Origin of the sequence: Acinetobacter chinensis, assembly GCF_002165375.2 — a bacterium.
Lineage (GTDB): Bacteria > Pseudomonadota > Gammaproteobacteria > Pseudomonadales > Moraxellaceae > Acinetobacter > Acinetobacter chinensis.
Genome location: NZ_CP032134.1, coordinates 1,307,390 through 1,325,032, shown reverse-complemented (window position 1 = coordinate 1,325,032; position 17,643 = coordinate 1,307,390). Strand labels below are relative to the sequence as shown.

Here is a 17,643-nt window from a genome sequence, read left to right as displayed (position 1 = left end):
CGACAGCTCATAGCACAGTAAAAAGGCTCAACTCCTTACGGAATCAAGCTTTGGTGCTATGTTCAGTTATGATACGTAATTACTAATAGATCGCCATATGATTTCGGTGAATCATTTCAAGAGAACGGGCTTCTCCAAGTACCTGATGCACTTTGTCAGATGCCAGACCTTTAACGATTTCTGCAGAACGGGAACTGAAATTGACCCGCCCCACAGCAACACGATGTCCATCCTGATCCACACATTCAACCACATCACCACGCTCAAAGTGACCTTCAACCGCTTTCACACCCACAGGTAAAAGGCTGCGGTGATTTTCTTTGATTGCTTTTACAGCACCTTGATCAATCACCAGACGTCCAGCGGTCTGCAGATGTGCAGCAAGCCACTGCTGATGAGCTGTCATTCTGTCATTGTCTGTGATAAACAGCGTACCCAGCATCTCACCACCCATCAGACGGGAGAGCACGTGATCACTGTCACCACTGGCAATCAAAGTTGGACAGCCTGACTTGGCGGCCAGACGGGCAGCACGAACTTTGGTCAGCATACCGCCACGTCCAAATTTTCCACCGCCACCTGCCATATCAAACAGGCTTTCATCAAGCGCACGAACGGTATGGAACAGTTTAGCGTCAGGGTTGGAACGTGGATCTGAATCAAACATTCCCTGCTGATCTGTAAGAATAATCAGCAGATCGGCATGCACCTGCCCTGCAACCATCGCAGCCAATGTGTCATTATCACCAAAGCGGATTTCATCTGTAGATACAGTGTCATTTTCATTGATCACAGGTATAACCCGCCATTCAATTAAATGCTGCAAGGCATCACATGAGTTCAGATAGCGACGACGGTCAGCCAGATCATCATGAGTCAGTAAAACCTGAGCTGTCTGAATGCTGTGTTTATCCAGCACACTGGACCAGGTGTGGATTAACCCCATCTGACCAATGGCAGCACAGGCCTGAAGACTGGGTAGATCGGTGGGTCGGTTTTCCAGCTTCATTCTGACCATCCCTTCCGCGACAGCCCCTGATGAAACCAGAATGATTTCATGACCTGCACTGTGCAGGTCTGCAATCTGTCTGGCCCAGTGCGAAATCGCATCCAGGTCCAGACCTTTGCCATTTGCTGTCAGTAAAGATGATCCGATCTTAACTACGATCCTTTTACAATCCTTAAGCTGACGCTGCCCATCCACCACTTCTATCATCTTGTCCTCAGTGACTTTTTTTATACCAGGAGATTAACGTACGTAATGTACTTCCACTTCGCCGTCATCTTCATCATCGAAGTCATCATCATCATCCTGCCCTGCAAGGCGTTGCTGACGACGCATTTCACGATACGCTTCTTTTGCAGCAATCGTCTGTTCACGCGTTTCAACTTCAAGCTGATCACGGAATGCTTTCACTTCTGCTGCGTATTCCGGATCTTCCTCTTCACGCTCACGCTGCTGTTCAATCTGATCCATCAGGTAGTAAACAACCTGTTTGGTTCCTTCTTCGAGCAGACCAGATGTTTTAAATACAGGTCCATCCCATTGAAGTTCATCCAGAATATGCTTACACCACTCTTCACGGCTTTCTTCTGCAATCTGATCCAGCTTATTCAGCACCAGTACAACAGGCAGTTTCGCCAGTGTCGGAGAGAATTTTGCCAGCTCAGCAACAATTGCCTTAGCATTGTAAGCGGAGTCTGAACCATCAATTGGCTGAACATCCACAATATGCAGAAGAATACGGGTACGCGCCAGATGTTTAAGGAAACGGATTCCAAGACCAGCACCCTCAGCTGCACCTTCAATCAGCCCTGGAATATCAGCCATAACAAATGAACGGTGACGGTCCGCATCCACCACACCCAGATTTGGTACCATGGTTGTAAATGGATAATCTGCAACTTTAGGTTTTGCAGCCGAAACAGCACGGATAAATGTGGATTTACCGGCATTCGGCATACCCAGAAGACCAACATCTGCCAGAACTTTCAGCTCCAGGCGAATTTCACGGAATTCACCTTTAAAGCCATGTGTACATTTACGTGGAGAACGGTTTGTGGATGATTTGAAATGAGTATTACCCAATCCACCATCACCGCCCGCAGCGACCAGAACTTTCTGACCATCTTCAATCAGGTCACCAATAATGTCGCCAGATTCTGTATCTACGATGGTTGTTCCTACTGGAACTTTCAGAATCACGGATTCACCACCACGACCAGCACAGTTTGCGCCTGCACCATTTTTACCACGTTCAGCGCGGAATTTACGGGTATAACGATAATCTACCAGTGTACTGGTGTCGTCTTCAGCCTGAATATAAATGCTGCCACCACGACCACCATCACCACCATCTGGACCACCAAACGGTACGAACTTCTCTCGGCGAAAACTGGCTACGCCATTGCCACCGTCGCCAGCCTCTACGGTAATGACTGCTTCATCAACAAAGCGCATATTGCCAATCCTCTAAAAACTTTAAAAACCGCCTATTCTGCCATATTTTAAAGTTTTTCTCGAATAGATTTATTCAGCTCAGACTGAAATATGATTCATTTTATTTATTTTTATCTGTTTTAAATTTTTATGAACGCCATTTGACTGAACAAAAGTTCACTCTGACTTTTTGAAAATGCCCCACCTGATGATAAAACAGTCTCTTTGCAGTAAAAATCATTCGAATAATATTCAGAAGCAGTCATCCAGCTGCCCATACTGTTCAGTCATGCAACCTAAACAGCTGTTTTATTTCATTAACTGCGCTTTATTATTTAATATTTCAGGTAAATTCCGTTCTATCCAGCTGATCAGAATATTCACTTTTTCTGCCGTCTGAGAACCGGTAAACGTCAGCTGATACTCTACTTTTGGTGGAACAACGGGATACACTGTTCGCAGCACCAGTCCATCCTGTTCAAGTACTTTCAGGGTCTGCGACAACATTTTTTCACTGACACCATCAATTTTCTGTTTCAGCTCACTGAAACGATGAACCCCCTGACTTAAACAATGTAAAACCAGCAATGACCACTTACTGGTAATATGTTCAAGCAACTCTCTCGATGGACACTCACTGGACAAGACCTGCCCAAGTACCTGACTTGTTGCATACTGGCTCATAAACTGATTCTCATTTGATTAAAATGCTTACTTTTAAATATAAACTTTCAATAAGTAAGTTAAATGATTATTTTTTAAACATCAAGCTGAATTATGATTATTTTTCCTACTGTTTAAGGATGGATATTACGCACAGGTAATGCCATCTTCATCTCCAGTGCAGCAACAGTATCCCGTACATCATTTGTCATTACAGCATTAAAACCTGCAATATTATGCATACTGACAGGATCATTGAGAGTCAGACGCGGCGCAAATTTATGCAGCACCGTTAAACTTACAGGCTCATCGAACTCCAGATCAACCGGACCATCAAATGCAATTCTGATCGGAACCTGATAGGTTTTCTTTAACTCAAACGGCACGTCCAGTCTGACTGGAATATCGAGATTTAAAGGAAACTCAGGTAAAAGCCTGTTTTGATAAATCAGGTCCGTCGTTGTGTTCAGTGGCATACTCTGATTGATATGAATGGTCGTCTGATAATCAATCTGCACAGAAACAGGAACTTCCACTTCAAAGCCCAGTTTTGCCCTGTATTTTCCTTTTAAAGGCAACAGTAACTTTTTATCCACCGTCAGTTGAGTATCCACCTGTCCAAGCGAAGTTGCCTGTAAATGATTAGCCACATTGATTCTGACCGGTAAGGAATGCGGTAACTGAATATCTGCCTGCTGAGCACTGACATGCATGGAAGCCACAACATTCAGATACAGCCAGAATAAAAAAGCAATCAGCAATCCTGTCAGAATAAAACTGATCATCCACAGCTTCGGAGAAGAAAATATTCGCATATCACTTTACCTGTACAGGTTCAGTTTCAGCATTTTTTAATGTTGCTATACGCACTGAATTTAATGGAATACGCAGCTCACCCTGCCTGATTTTGACTGGAAGTGTATTCTGAACATCAACCGAAGCATTCAAGGCAGATTTCACCGGCACATTCAAATGACCACTCACAGGAACTATGGTTTTCAGTGTCGTCTTTAAGGGAATATGCAGATTTTCCTTTAGCTCCACTCTGACAGGTGCATCAAACTTCAAATGTACTTTTTGTGCCAGAGGGACATTCAGCTCAATCGGAACATCCAGCTGGATCGGAATGGTTCCTTTCAGTGGCAAAGTAATCTCTTTACCCAGCACTGTCGTCTGTACTTTGGTATTGACTGCCATATCCTGCCTGATTTTTAAGACCTCACGGACTGGTATCGTGGTTTTAATCGGCACCTGATTATCAAAATATACACGAGGAGTCAGAGTCTGCTTCAGTGGAATATTCAGTTTTTCATCAATCGGAATTTCTGCATTGATCCGACCTGATATATCCACATCCAGTGCATCTTTGACATGAACCTGAGCCTGGAGAGGTTCCTGTAAATCAATATTGACCTGCTGATTCTCTAAAGGAATATAAATATTGAAATGCTTAAAAGCCCAGATTCCCAGCACAATTCCACAGATACTGGTCAGCAGAATAAATACAATAATGCTCAATACATTTTTCAGTTGCAAAACTTATCCTTAAGTTCCATTTCCTTTCATTATTTTAATTATTATTGTGAATTGAATCGCTTTTTTATGTATAAGAGTCTATTACATTTGTACACTCCTCTGTTTTACTCTGAATAACTGATTTTCTGAATCTCCCTGTCTCAGCCCGTATACCTCAGACATACGCCATATTTTTATTCATAAAAAACGGGCAAAAAAAAGAGCCTCCGAAGAAGCTCTTTTTTATTTAAAGATTATGCAGTTTTTTCTGCAGGAATCTTAGGATAGCTTACACCGCCCATCTGTTCTGCAATACGCAGTACCTGGCAGCTGTAACCTACTTCATTGTCATACCATACATAAGCAGTCAGACGGTTGCCTGAAGTGATTGTTGCCTGAGCATCAAATACACCTGCTGTACGTGAACCAATAAAGTCAGAAGATACAACTTCAGTTGAGTTGGTATAACCAATCTGACCCTGAAGGCTTGAGCTGATAGAAATCTGACGGATGTATTCGTTCACTTCATCACGATCAACTTCTTTATCCAAAGTTAAGTTCAGAATAGCAAGAGATACGTTAGGTGTTGGAACACGTACTGAGTTACCAGTCAGTTTGCCCTGAAGTGCAGGAAGTGCTTTAGCAACTGCTTTAGCCGCACCTGTTTCAGTGATTACCATATTCAGTGTTGCAGCACGGCCACGACGATCAGCTTTATGATAGTTATCAATTAAGTTCTGATCGTTTGTGAACGAGTGAACTGTTTCAACATGACCATTCAATACTGTGTATTTATCATGTAAAACTTTCAGAGTTGGAGTGATAGCATTGGTTGTACAGCTTGCTGCTGAAATAATCGCATCTTCATCCAGGATGTCTGTCTGGTTTACGCCATATACAACGTTCTTCATATCACCTTTACCAGGTGCAGTCAGAATAACGCGTGCAGCGCCAGGACATTTCAGATGCTGTGCAAGACCTTCTGAATCACGCCATTTACCTGTGTTATCAATCACAAGTGCATTTTCAATACCGTAAGCTGTGTAATCAACTTCAGTCGGGTTGGATGCATAAATCACTTTAATGAACTGACCGTTAGCAATAATTGCTTCGTTTTCTTCATCAACAGAAATAGTGCCTGAGAATGGACCGTGAATTGAGTCACGACGTAACAGTGAAGCACGTTTTTCCAGGTCACCATCAGATGACTTACGAACAACGATTGCTTTCAGGTTTAAGCCACGACCAAGACCAGACTGACCAATCATCAGACGAGCCAGAATACGACCGATACGACCAAAACCGTAAAGTACAACATCACGACCTTCTACAGAAGTCGCACGACCTTCAACTGATTTAACTGAAGTTGCAACAAAGGCATCAACATCGCCACCTTGCTCTTTGAAAGCAACGGCTAATTTGCCCAGATCAATCTCAGCAGTGCCAATATTTTCAATTTTAGCCAGCGCTTCAAGAATCGGGAATGTATGTACAACTGAAAGTTCAACATCCATCATACGGGTGAAACGATGCGCTTTAAGAATCTGGATTACTGAACGGTTAACCAAAGAGCGTCCAAACACTGAAACCACAATATTTTTTTCACGGTAAAGCTGACCAATCAAAGCGATCATTTGTTCCGCGATTTCTTCACGGTTTTTCCAACGACCCTGGTGCTCTGCGTGTAGGGCGATGATAGTCTCTTTGCTCACAGAAACGTCCTCTAATTAATTGTAAATCTAGGCATAAAATTCAAAACCCGACAATTGTAATGGAATTATCGAAAAGTTTGAATCAAAAGCTGTTCAAGCGGTGCTTATTTTCCCATATATTCACTATAAATTTTAAAAATACTTGTAATTATTTTTATGATTTTCATATACCAATCATTTTACTGTTTTTTTCATACTTCCATGTCATCAAAAAAAATCTGATCCAACAGAACCAGGAATCTATCAGGACATCATGCTGTCTGACTGATTCTGTATTTCTTTTTCAACCTTTGAGCCTTCAGAAAAATTCAGTTCATAATTAAATTTTGCATTGAAGACTTCTACATCAAAATCCAGGAAAGATTCAGGCAGTTTAATCACAACCGGCAAACGACTCAGCCCATTCTCCCCACATGGAAATGCAAAATGACGCGCAGTTTCAGTAAAGCTCAGCATACTCTCTGTTTCCAGATGAATCATGTTACGTCGTGTGGCTTCAAGCAACCGACGTATGTCGGTGAATATCTGCCTTTTCAGTAACTGCATTTCCTCACTGATCTGCTGTATATCTTTTTCATACTGGTCGCTTTTAATCATTCTTTTAAACAGAGAATTTCTAGCTTCTGAAAGCTCTCTCCGCAATTTATTCAGGCGGATTTTCAGTTCTCTGTATTCTGGCAAGCAGATATTCATGATCTGAATCATGCCCTGAACAGGTCCGGTTGATTCGCTGTGAGCATTCTGCCATTCAGATGCAGTCGCAACAGAAAAAATCTGCGCACGGCGCTTTTGCAGTAAACGCACCAATGAGACAAACTTATATTCAAATGCTTTTATTCCCTGACTGGACTTTAAAGCAGGCTGGGCACAGAACACCCGATAATAAGCATACATTTCTGTAAACAGGCGGTTCAGATTCCAGTAAAGCACGGCTGATTCTTCAGCAGAAAATATATTTTCTTTCAGCTGATCTGCCAGTGGAATCAGCAATTTTTCAGTCAAAGTGTTTTCCAGCTCTTTCAGATGCTGCTGTACGAAAACATCCGAACTTTTTTCTTCCAGATGTACCGACTCAGTCAGTAAAGGAAAAATGGTCTGTTCGCATATTTCATTCATCTGCTGAATCTGCTCAAAAGCTTTCGGGCTCAGTTTTGCAACACTTTCTGGGATCATCTGCAATAATGACTGAAATCTCTCCATATAATCATTTTCAAGTGATTTTTCGAGATCCAGCACAAGTACACAACATTCCATACCTTTTGTTCTGTCTGTTTCCCTGAGAAAACGGCTGATTGAATAAGGGTTCTGTTCAATATCGGTACTCGGTGCAATGACAAAAATATAGTCGGCGGATCTGATCAGTTCTACAGGTTTCAGCTCCTGTTTTCTGTTCAGGGAATAACGGAAAAAAGGGTGCTTTTTCAGCTCCTGAATTTCTTTGAACTGTGGTTTTATAGAGGGTACCGGCAGCTGGTAGCGCAGAAAAACATCAACAATAAAATGCCTGATCTGATCTTCGGTCAGCTCTCTCAGACCTGTAGGTGGTACTATTGTCATGGCAAGAACAATCTGTGCTGCCTGAATCAGGTATGTTTTCAGCAACAGGTTTTTTTCCCGCCATCCTGACTGATCTTCCTTCATCTGCAATTGTCTGATTGCTGCAACGCCCTGTTCCAGACACGATGCAACTGCCATAGCATCTGAACTGAGTTTCATTGCCTCAAGATCCTGGTTCAGCTGATCCGCGAGCAATTGTAACTCTGTATTATTGACACAATGTTTAAGAATATTTAAGGCAGTCGTAAAACTGTAACTGAAACTGTTGTCTTCCCTGTCCCAGACAATTTCCTTAGCCTTTAAAAACTGCTGATTCAGCATATCCTGAATGGCTGAATCCTGTTCTGAAAAAACACTTTCAAGCACACTTTGCCAGCCAGGTTCAAAACCTGGCTCAAGTTGTAATAATTTTTCCCGGATATGAAATGGGATCATTGCTGGCTGCATATTAATTTATCCCCGGCTGAATTATTTTTAGATTATCTTTTTTAAATATATTCATCATGTTAGTGAATCAATTGCTTATTTTCAATAAGCAATAAAACACAGATTCTTCTATCCAATCAAATAGCACAATGAATGGCTTTTTGCTTTATTTTTACGACAGAATGCATTTTCCTGACGACACAAGGTATTTCAGCTAAACCCTTAATTTATTTATGACTTTTCATTTACTGTTCAGTTCTGTTTATCCAGATACTTAACCGCTTTGCATTCCAGTTCCTGTGATTTCTGTCTTTGCCTGAAAATGTGCAGAACACCCTCAATAACCAGCAGTAAAACAGCAAACCAGATTGGAATATACGTCAGCCACTCACCTGCTTCCACCCGCTCACCCAGAACGATTGAAGCCAGTGCAAGTAACACAGGTTCCAGATAACTCAACAATCCAAAAATGACAAATGGCAGATAACGACTGGCGAGGATATAACTTCCCAGTCCCAGCGCACTTAAGAAACCAAGCACAATAATTGCCCAGATCAGATGTGGAAAGGCAGCAATCAGTCCGGTTGAATCACTCAGGCTGAACCCAAGATAGACCGCTACGGGCAGAATCAGAAACAGATCCCACCAGAAACCACCTAAATGATCTGTTTTAAAATAACGTCTTAAAAAGAAATACAAAGGATATGCCAAAGCCACATAAACCGTTTCCCAGGCAATACTGCCAATACGCCATATTTCATGCGCAACGCCAAGCACTGCAAAAACCACAGCCGCAAGCTGCCATCTGGACAGTTTTTCTTTGTAAACCAGGCAACCGACCAGCACCATAACTAAGGGCAATAAAAAATAGCCCAAAGATACCTGAAGCCCCCGTCCATTGATGGGACCCCATAAAAAAAGCCACAACTGAGTCGTACAAAGCAACGAGCTGAAAAGCAACCAGATTAAAAAGACCGGCTGATCCAGTATCCGCCTGAAAATGGACTGGATATTTTTAAGATCGCCTGACCACCACATAAACAGGGTCAGAAAAGGAATTGTTGCAAACATTCGCCAGGCAAAGGTCTGCTCACTGTCCATCGGTTTCAGGTACGTTGTAAAAAAATACAGAATCCCAAAAGTTACAGATGCCAATACAGACAGCGCTACGCCTTTATACATCTTTGACTCCTGAGATATGGGGCAGATCAGTATAATGGCTTTAAAGCAACTAAAACATGAATATTCAATTTAAATTATATTCCAGGCAATAAAAGCACCTGAATATAAATCAATCAATTATTAAAACTACTGCTCTGTTTCCTTCAACAGTTTCAGTGACTGTTTTGTCCTGATCAGATCTTTGATGTTATAACCCAGCGACTGAGCATACTGCAGGTATTCGTTGAGCCTGGCTTCATTCAGATCCGGTGTTCTGGACAGCACCCACATGTATTTACGCTTAGGCTCTCCCACCAGTACAGTCTGATAATCATCATCAATCTTCAGAATCCAGTAATCCCCTCTGGCAACCGGCAACCAGCGAACCACTTCGGGCAGAAAGCTGACTTTTAGCTTACTGTTAAACGGTGCATTCTGAATAAAAGCTTCACCTTTGACCTGGTTGACTGTGCCATCCTCACTCAGACAACGATTCAGCACATCCACATTACCATTTTCGTTTAAGGTATAGGTTGCCGTGACATGACGGTCACACTGTTTCTGAAAATACATGGGTTTACGGGCAATTTCATACCACACCCCTAAATAGCGGTCTATTTCAATTTTATCCACGGTTGTTAAAGGTCTGGACTGTGCATAACTCACTGCAGCTATTCCAAGCCCCGCTAGCAGCACGCCACCAACCGCAATTTTTGCCAATGTATAACCTGCACGAGGAATATTTTTCGTTATCATGATATTACCTGTCTGATCCCAGCTTATTTAAACTGATGTAACTATCATTAAAATAACGATTATTTTTTCCTCATACTGTATTGTTATGTAAGATGTCTGACAATCTGAAAATTATTGCAGCATCTGTGCTTTCAGGCGGACAATTTCATCCCTGAGTTGAGCTGCCTGTTCAAACTGCAGCTCTCTGGATGCTTTAAGCATATCTTTTTCAAGTTTTGCAATATGCTTCGCAAGCAGTTTAGGATCTGAAAGCAAGTGTCGTTCATCTGCAGTGAGCACATTGTTCTGCTCTAAAGCCCCAACTTCGATCTGTTCATCAGTCAACACTTCGCCCGTATCAATTTCCTTAATAGCCTGCCGTTTTGCACTGCGTGGAATGATGCCATGCTCTTCGTTGAACTGAATCTGTTTCGCTCTGCGACGGTCAGTTTCATCAATTGCTTTCTGCATCGAATCCGTCACACGATCTGCATACAGAATCGCTTTACCTTTCACATGACGTGCGGCACGACCAATGGTCTGAATCAGTGAGCGTTCCGAACGTAAAAACCCCTCTTTATCTGCATCCAGAATAGCAACCAGGGATACTTCAGGCATATCCAGACCTTCTCTTAACAGGTTAATGCCAACCAGCACATCATGCACACCTGTCCGAAGTTCATGAATAATTTTGACACGTTCAACAGTATCAATATCTGAATGTAAATAAGCTACTTTTACACCGTATTCCTTTAAATACGAGGTCAAATCTTCAGCCATACGTTTGGTTAAAGTTGTAACCAGTACACGTTCATCCAGTTCTTTACGGATATTAATTTCTGAAAGTACGTCATCGACCTGAGTAAGTACCGGGCGAATTTCAATAACAGGATCAACCAGACCTGTTGGACGTACCACCTGCTCTGCGACCTGCTCGGACTTTTCCAGTTCATAAAGGGCAGGCGTTGCACTGACATAAATCGTTGACGGTACAATCCGCTCCCATTCTTCAAATTTCATTGGACGGTTATCCAGAGCACTGGGCAGACGGAATCCATAATTGACTAAGTTTTCTTTACGTGAACGGTCACCTTTATACATAGCACCAATCTGAGGAACCGTCACATGCGATTCATCAATTATCAGTAAAGCATCATCAGGAATATAGTCAAACAGCGTTGGCGGTGCTTCACCAGCCGGTCGTCCAGACAGATGTCTTGAATAGTTTTCAATCCCGTTGGTATAACCCAACTGTTGCATCATTTCCAGATCATAGCGGGTTCGCTGTTCAATACGCTGCAATTCAATCAGTTTGTCATGTTCTTTAAAAAATACCTGACGCTCTTTCAGTTCTTCTTTAATTGTGCCTATTGCCCGTTCAAGATTATCTTTGGGCGTGACATAGTGACTTTTAGGATAAATCGTCACTCTTGGCACTTTACGTACCAGTTTACCGGTTAAAGGATCAAACCAGCGGATCGAATCCACTTCATCATCAAACAGTTCAATCCTGATGGCATACTGGTCAGATTCAGCAGGAAAAACATCCAGTATTTCTCCACGGATTCGATAAGTACCCCGCAAAAATTCCAGTTCATTCCGTGTGTACTGCATTTCCACAAGCCGACGGATCAGATCATCACGGTTGATTCTGTCTCCTTGAACCACATGCAGCAGCATGCTCATATAAGCATTCGGATCGCCCAGACCATAAATGGCTGAAACCGATGCGACAATAATGGCATCCCGTCGTTCCAGCAGTGACCGGGTCGCTGAAAGACGCATCTGGTCTATATGATCATTAATGGCTGAATCTTTTTCGATAAATGTATCTGAAGATGGCACGTAGGCTTCAGGCTGATAATAGTCATAATAACTGACAAAATATTCAACAGCGTTATTTGGAAAAAATGCTTTAAATTCACCATAAAGCTGAGCTGCCAGGGTTTTATTATGCGCCATGATAATGGTTGGTCGCTGTGTTTGCGCAATGACATTTGCCATGGTGTAAGTCTTACCGGATCCTGTCACACCCAATAACAATTGATCGTGTAAACCTCTGTTTACCCCATCAACCAGTTTTGCAATCGCCTGTGGCTGATCCCCTGCGGGTTGATAATTTGTCACAAGTTCAAAAGGTTGGTTTTCACTCACAATAATTCACTCTTTGACCAGGCTAAGAAGCACAGGATAGTTTAACAGAATGTCACGCAAACTACGGTTTACACTGTTTTTTAATGGGGCTTTTTACACAATATTCAACAAATACCCTTGACCCTTTTTTATTTCGATAGCAACATTGAAACAAGCCGGCTAAAAGATTGAAAACATGACTTATCAATATCATGATGAAAGCATAATCAAAGATTTACCTGAAGATACAGTCTTTGTCTTTGGAAGCAATATGGCGGGTACTCACCAGGGGGGGGCTGCAAAAACAGCACTGTTACACTTTGGTGCGACCAAAGGTGTCGGACGGGGCTGGGCAGGACAAAGCTTTGCCATTCCAACCATGAATGAACATCTTCAGCAGATGCCGCTTTCGCAAATTCAGCATTATATTGATGATTTTAAAATCTATACCAGAAACCATCTCAAAATGAAGTATTTCATTACTTCAGTTGGTTGTGGTGTTGCAGGCTACAAAGTTGAAGAAATCGCTCCAATGTTTAAAGGAATTTCACGTAACGTAATCTTCCCTGTTTCCTTTCGTCCATTCGTGGAAAAAACCTTACCGAAACTGACTCAGAAATTTCTGCAAAGTATTCTCAGCAATGAAGTGATCTTTCATGCAGATGTCGAAGAAAAAATTCAGACTTTAGATTTAAGCGATGCAGAAAAAACCCTTGCAACGATTGTGATCAATATCCCGATGTATCCAACGGACAGTAATGGTCGGGATCGCAGTTACGAAATCAGCGATATTTTAAATACACTCAAAAGCAAAAATGTTTTAACAGATGACATTCAGAGTGATGAAACCAAGACTTTAGGTGGTGTGATTTTAGCAATTTTAGAGTTGTATAATATCAACGAGCATGATTTTATAGAAACGTGGAATGCTCAAAAAGAAGTGATGCCACCAAAAGCTGCACATCGTGCAAAAAAATAACTGATACTGATAAAACGGTTTGAACAAAGCAGTTTTAACAATAAACAATACTGGTGAGAAGGAAGAATATTATGGAGGAAGTCGATTTATCCATTTTTCACCTATCTCCCATGGCGATGTGGATTCAGGACTTCAGTGCTGTCAAAAAAATCTTTCAGCAATGGACAGATGAAGGCATTGAAGACCTGGAGCAATATCTGCTTGAAGACCCCGAACGCTTACAGCCCTGTTTAATGGCAATCCAGACCATACAGATCAATCAAAGTACCCTTGATCTGTATGAAGCTTCAGATTTAAATGAAATATTACAAAGCTTTGCAAGCTTACATGCAGAAAAAGTCAGTATAGAAAAAGTTAATTTTTTTATTGCCTTATGGAACCGAAAAACCCAGTACATTTGCCCTTCAGTCAATTACACTTGCAAAGGCAAACAAATTGATATTCAGCTTAAAGCCAGTTTTATGCCTGGACATGAAGATGACTGGGAACGTCTGTTACTCACGACTGAAAATATTTCCGATTATCAGAATGCCCGTAGATTTGCGGAGTCCTTATTTTTACACTCCCCTACAGCATTGTGGGTCAGAGATTACAGTCAGATCAAACTGATATTTGATCGTTTAAAGCAACAAGGAATCAATGATTTAGACAATTATATGATCCGACATCCTGACTTTGTCAGAATGTGCTTTGAAAGTGTTCAGAATATTGGTGTAAATCAGGCACTTTTAGAACTGTTTAAAGCCGACAGTAAGCAAAGTTTCCTGCAAAATTTATGGCAGATTTTACGTGAATCAAGTCAGCAGAATTTCCATACCCAATTACTGGCACTCTGGAATGGTGAACACCAGCAAACTCGTGAGTGTGAATATCAAACCCTTGACGGTGATATTCTCAATATACGCGAGCAACTGGTGATCTTTCCTCATTCTCACCATAACTGGGATACAGTGCAGATCGCCTTTACAGATTTCTCAGAACGTAAAAAATTAGAAAATCATTTACTTCATGTCAGTAAACATGATCATTTGACCCAACTCTATAATCGTACTTTTTTTAATGATGAAGTCATTAATATTCAGGCGAAAAAGGATCATCCTGTTTCCTGTATATTTTTAGACATTAATGGCTTAAAAGAAATTAATGATGTCTATGGGCATGACCAGGGCGATCAGATATTAAGACGGTTTGGTAAAATTTTAAAAACATCACTTACACAGACAACTTTTTCAGCTTCACGACTGGGCGGTGATGAATTTGTCATTCTGATGCCCAAAGCGAAACAGACTCAAATCATTCGATTATTAGATCGGATTCGCTGTGAACTTGAAATTGACCAGATCAAACATCCTGATTTTCCAATTCATGTTGCGATGGGTTATGCAACTACACAACAGGATGAAAGCATAGAGGAATTACTCAAAAGAGCTGATGCAATTATGTATCGCAATAAACAGGCTTTCTATAACGCATCTTTAAAAGATTAATTTTGAAATTAAGAGCTACTCTTAAAAACTCAGATATCCAATAAATCATTTAAATAAGAGTCAATTCAAAATTAAAGCAAAAGACGCCAATTTGTAATTATATGACAACCTGAAAATATTTTAGCTCCAGACTTATAGATCTTCTTTGCATAAAAATAGGCGCATTCAGCACCTATTTTTAATTCGCGTCTAAATTAACGCTTGCCCATCGAACGACGTGTACCTCTTGGAGGCATCCATGTCCGGTCTGCATAACGCTGTGGCTTTGGACGCATATCTTCAATTTCCTCGTCCGCAGGTGTAGCATCATTCACTTTCTGCACTGGAAAAGGTAAGTTAACCAATGGCTTTTTCTTGGGAGTATTTTGGGTGGTCATGTGATTCACTCAATTTCAGCTCGCTGTATTGTACGTAAATTTGCATCCTGATGCGAGTCAGGCGTGCAGTAATGGATAAATTGATTTTTTGAAACAGATTTTTTCCATTTTGATTCATTTTTTTAAACATTTCTTCATATATTGGGCGACGTAACACACCGTTTTAGGCTAAGATAGTGTGCTTTTATTTTTTTATCCCTATAAGAAGGAATATTGCCGTGGACGTACGTCTCTCTGATCGTGTAAATGCCATCAAACCGTCCCCAACACTTGCTGTTACCAACAAAGCTGCTGAATTAAAAGCAGCTGGTAAGAACGTAATTGGCTTGGGCGCCGGCGAACCAGATTTTGACACTCCGCAACACATCAAAGATGCTGCTATTCAAGCAATTAACAACGGTTTTACAAAGTACACCGCTGTAGATGGTACGCCAGGCCTTAAAAAAGCAATTATTGCTAAATTAAAACGTGACAACAATCTTGAATATGCTGCAAACCAGATCCTGGTTTCATGCGGTGGTAAACAGTCATTCTTTAACCTGGCACTTGCTCTGTTAAACAAAGGTGATGAAGTCATCATTCCTGCACCGTATTGGGTAAGCTATCCAGATATGGTGATCATCGCTGAAGGCGTACCGGTTGTTGTGAAATGTGGTGAAGAACAGCGTTTCAAAATTACTCCTGCGCAACTTGAAGCTGCAATCACTGACAAAACCCGTTTAGTAGTGTTAAACAGCCCTTCTAACCCTACAGGTATGATCTACACCAAAGCTGAACTTGAAGCTCTGGCTGAAGTACTTCGTAAATATCCTGAAGTATTTATTGCTTCTGACGATATGTATGAGCCAATCCGTTGGGATGATGAGTTCTACAACATCGCAACTGTTGCTCCTGACCTTTATGACCGCACGATCGTTTTAAATGGTGTGTCTAAAGCGTATGCAATGACTGGCTGGCGTATTGGCTATGCAGCGGGTCCTGCTAAACTGATTGGCGCAATGAAAAAAATCCAGTCTCAATCAACTTCAAACCCAACTTCTATTTCACAGGTTGCTGCTGAAGCTGCATTGAATGGTCCACAGGACGTTCTTCAACCTATGATCGAAGCGTTCCACCGTCGTCATGACTTAGTGGTAAATGGCTTGAATGACATTAAAGGCATTACTTGTCTTCCTGCTGATGGTGCATTCTATGCATATGCGAACATCCGTCCATTGATCCGTGCAAAAGGTTTAAAATCCTGCACAGAATTCTCTGCATGGTTACTGGAAGAAACTGGTGTTGCTGTTGTTCCTGGTGATGCATTCGGTTTAGGCGGTTATATGCGTATTTCTTATGCAACTGCTGATGAAGTTCTTGTAGATGCACTTGCACGTATCAAGAAAGCTGCTGATTCAATCGAAGGCGTTGATGCTGCAATTGCTTCAATTGCTGCTGAAAAATAATCTGATTTAAATATCAGATTTAAAAAACCCGCGAATATCGCGGGTTTTTTATTAACAGACCTGAGATAACCTTACTTCAACTTCTTTTACAAACCTGTCGAATCAGCCGAAACCGTTTTGTTCAAATGCTGACTGTCGGATGAAGACCTGATCACCAAAGCAATCCCAGCCAGAACAATGACTGCAGAAATAACAACTCTGAAACTCAGTGCTTCGCCAATAAACAAGGCTCCCCCCAGAATAGCCAGACATGGTACTGACAGTTGCACACTGCTGGCTGTCACACGATCAATCTGCTTCACTATGGCGTACCAGAGTACATAGGCACCACTGGAAGCCAGACCGCCCGACAACAGTGCTAAAAGCACACCCTGCGGTTTGATAAAGCTCTGTGTGTAAAAAACCAGATATACCAGCAATACAAAAGGAATCGCAAGTACAAAATTCCCCAGGCTGCTTGCCAGTGGGTTATGCATATTTTTTCCTGCGATACTGTACATTGCCCATCCTATACCCGAAAGTACCATCATTGCAGCATAGCCCAGATGAGGTGCGGATGCTCCAGGCAATAACAAAATCAGAATCCCCGTAATCGCAATGACCAGTCCCGTACCGCGACGCAGATTTATCCTCTCACCGTGGCACAAACCATAGCCGACCATGCTGAGCTGAACTGTACCAAAGAGAAGTAATGCCCCCACACCCGCATCAATATGTAAATAAGCAAGAGAAAAAGCGGTGATATATAAGGCGAGAAAAAATCCATTTTTCACGCTCCATTCGATCTTTGCCTGGTTTGAAGAAAACTGATAAAGTCCCCACAATACTGCTGCACCACTGCATACACGGATCAGACTGAAACTCATAGGATCAATCTGCTGTTCAGCCAGTGCTAAACGGCACAATACAGAGTTTGCAGCAAATGCCAGCATGGCAATCACTATTTTAAGCAGCATGTCTGAGCATCCTTATTCAACAGTCTGCTTTAGATATATCGAATATATCTTATTAAA

15 protein-coding genes are annotated in these 17,643 nt (G+C 41.7%); 3 read left to right on the top strand and 12 right to left on the bottom strand.

Going from position 1 to position 17,643, the window contains the following annotated elements:
• Nucleotides 1-82: 82 nt before the first annotated feature.
• The 10 genes from proB to uvrB form a co-directional block, all read right to left on the bottom strand.
• Complete coding sequence (proB, locus tag CDG60_RS07065) at nucleotides 83-1,216, bottom strand: glutamate 5-kinase (RefSeq protein ID WP_087511367.1); 1,134 nt, start codon at nucleotides 1,214-1,216, stop codon at nucleotides 83-85.
• Nucleotides 1,217-1,249: 33 nt separating this feature from the next.
• The gene (gene cgtA / locus CDG60_RS07060; RefSeq protein WP_087511365.1) at nucleotides 1,250-2,461 is read right to left on the bottom strand and encodes an Obg family GTPase CgtA; all 1,212 of its coding nucleotides are present in this window, start codon (nucleotides 2,459-2,461) and stop codon (nucleotides 1,250-1,252) included.
• A 288-nt stretch (nucleotides 2,462-2,749) separates the two neighbouring features.
• Nucleotides 2,750-3,124, bottom strand: coding sequence for a winged helix-turn-helix transcriptional regulator (locus tag CDG60_RS07055; protein ID WP_087511363.1), 375 nt, complete (start codon nucleotides 3,122-3,124; stop codon nucleotides 2,750-2,752).
• A 113-nt stretch (nucleotides 3,125-3,237) separates the two neighbouring features.
• A complete protein-coding gene (locus CDG60_RS07050; protein WP_193853184.1) occupies nucleotides 3,238-3,912 on the bottom strand; it encodes a hypothetical protein in 675 nt (224 codons plus the stop codon).
• Between the two features lie 7 nt (nucleotides 3,913-3,919).
• Nucleotides 3,920-4,639: an MFS transporter gene (locus CDG60_RS07045; protein ID WP_087511359.1), complete on the bottom strand. Its 720-nt coding sequence runs from the start codon at nucleotides 4,637-4,639 to the stop codon at nucleotides 3,920-3,922.
• A gap of 233 nt (nucleotides 4,640-4,872) precedes the next feature.
• Nucleotides 4,873-6,330 carry a glyceraldehyde-3-phosphate dehydrogenase gene (locus CDG60_RS07040; RefSeq protein WP_087511357.1) on the bottom strand — a complete coding sequence of 486 codons (1,458 nt, stop codon included), beginning with the start codon at nucleotides 6,328-6,330 and terminating at the stop codon, nucleotides 4,873-4,875.
• A gap of 243 nt (nucleotides 6,331-6,573) precedes the next feature.
• Entirely contained in the window at nucleotides 6,574-8,334 is a 1,761-nt protein-coding gene (locus tag CDG60_RS07035; protein WP_087511355.1) for a hypothetical protein, read from the bottom strand.
• Between the two features lie 231 nt (nucleotides 8,335-8,565).
• On the bottom strand, nucleotides 8,566-9,495 hold the full coding sequence (rarD, locus tag CDG60_RS07030) for an EamA family transporter RarD (RefSeq protein WP_087511353.1): 930 nt from the start codon (nucleotides 9,493-9,495) through the stop codon (nucleotides 8,566-8,568).
• A gap of 126 nt (nucleotides 9,496-9,621) precedes the next feature.
• A complete protein-coding gene (locus CDG60_RS07025) occupies nucleotides 9,622-10,230 on the bottom strand; it encodes a lipocalin family protein (RefSeq protein ID WP_087511352.1) in 609 nt (202 codons plus the stop codon).
• Between the two features lie 111 nt (nucleotides 10,231-10,341).
• On the bottom strand, nucleotides 10,342-12,363 hold the full coding sequence (gene uvrB / locus CDG60_RS07020; protein ID WP_087511350.1) for an excinuclease ABC subunit UvrB: 2,022 nt from the start codon (nucleotides 12,361-12,363) through the stop codon (nucleotides 10,342-10,344).
• Between the two features lie 175 nt (nucleotides 12,364-12,538).
• Here uvrB and CDG60_RS07015 point away from each other — a divergent pair, with 175 nt between their 5' ends.
• Nucleotides 12,539-13,321, top strand: coding sequence for an A1S_2505 family phage non-structural protein (locus CDG60_RS07015; protein WP_087511348.1), 783 nt, complete (start codon nucleotides 12,539-12,541; stop codon nucleotides 13,319-13,321).
• 71 nt (nucleotides 13,322-13,392) lie between these two features.
• Nucleotides 13,393-14,808, top strand: a complete 1,416-nt coding sequence (locus tag CDG60_RS07010) for a GGDEF domain-containing protein (protein WP_087511346.1) — start codon at nucleotides 13,393-13,395, stop codon at nucleotides 14,806-14,808.
• A 194-nt stretch (nucleotides 14,809-15,002) separates the two neighbouring features.
• Here the strand turns inward: CDG60_RS07010 and CDG60_RS07005 are convergent, their stop codons facing one another.
• Nucleotides 15,003-15,185 carry a hypothetical protein gene (locus tag CDG60_RS07005; protein WP_087511344.1) on the bottom strand — a complete coding sequence of 61 codons (183 nt, stop codon included), beginning with the start codon at nucleotides 15,183-15,185 and terminating at the stop codon, nucleotides 15,003-15,005.
• Between the two features lie 218 nt (nucleotides 15,186-15,403).
• Here CDG60_RS07005 and CDG60_RS07000 point away from each other — a divergent pair, with 218 nt between their 5' ends.
• Entirely contained in the window at nucleotides 15,404-16,630 is a 1,227-nt protein-coding gene (locus CDG60_RS07000; protein ID WP_087511342.1) for a pyridoxal phosphate-dependent aminotransferase, read from the top strand.
• A gap of 86 nt (nucleotides 16,631-16,716) precedes the next feature.
• Here CDG60_RS07000 and CDG60_RS06995 read toward each other — a convergent pair whose 3' ends face one another.
• Nucleotides 16,717-17,586 carry a DMT family transporter gene (locus CDG60_RS06995; RefSeq protein ID WP_087511340.1) on the bottom strand — a complete coding sequence of 290 codons (870 nt, stop codon included), beginning with the start codon at nucleotides 17,584-17,586 and terminating at the stop codon, nucleotides 16,717-16,719.
• Nucleotides 17,587-17,643 lie beyond the last annotated feature (57 nt).

Bases quoted from the DNA above. Each gene is read 5' to 3' on its own strand.
- proB (WP_087511367.1), bottom strand. From the start codon at position 1,216: ATGATAGAAGTGGTGGATGGGCAGCGTCAGCTTAAGGATTGTAAAAGG.
- cgtA (WP_087511365.1), bottom strand. From the start codon at position 2,461: ATGCGCTTTGTTGATGAAGCAGTCATTACCGTAGAGGCTGGCGACGGT.
- CDG60_RS07055 (WP_087511363.1), bottom strand. From the start codon at position 3,124: ATGAGCCAGTATGCAACAAGTCAGGTACTTGGGCAGGTCTTGTCCAGT.
- CDG60_RS07035 (WP_087511355.1), bottom strand. From the start codon at position 8,334: ATGCAGCCAGCAATGATCCCATTTCATATCCGGGAAAAATTATTACAA.
- rarD (WP_087511353.1), bottom strand. From the start codon at position 9,495: ATGTATAAAGGCGTAGCGCTGTCTGTATTGGCATCTGTAACTTTTGGG.
- CDG60_RS07025 (WP_087511352.1), bottom strand. From the start codon at position 10,230: ATGATAACGAAAAATATTCCTCGTGCAGGTTATACATTGGCAAAAATT.
- CDG60_RS07015 (WP_087511348.1), top strand. From the start codon at position 12,539: ATGACTTATCAATATCATGATGAAAGCATAATCAAAGATTTACCTGAA.
- CDG60_RS07010 (WP_087511346.1), top strand. From the start codon at position 13,393: ATGGAGGAAGTCGATTTATCCATTTTTCACCTATCTCCCATGGCGATG.
- CDG60_RS07005 (WP_087511344.1), bottom strand. From the start codon at position 15,185: ATGACCACCCAAAATACTCCCAAGAAAAAGCCATTGGTTAACTTACCT.
- CDG60_RS06995 (WP_087511340.1), bottom strand. From the start codon at position 17,586: ATGCTGCTTAAAATAGTGATTGCCATGCTGGCATTTGCTGCAAACTCT.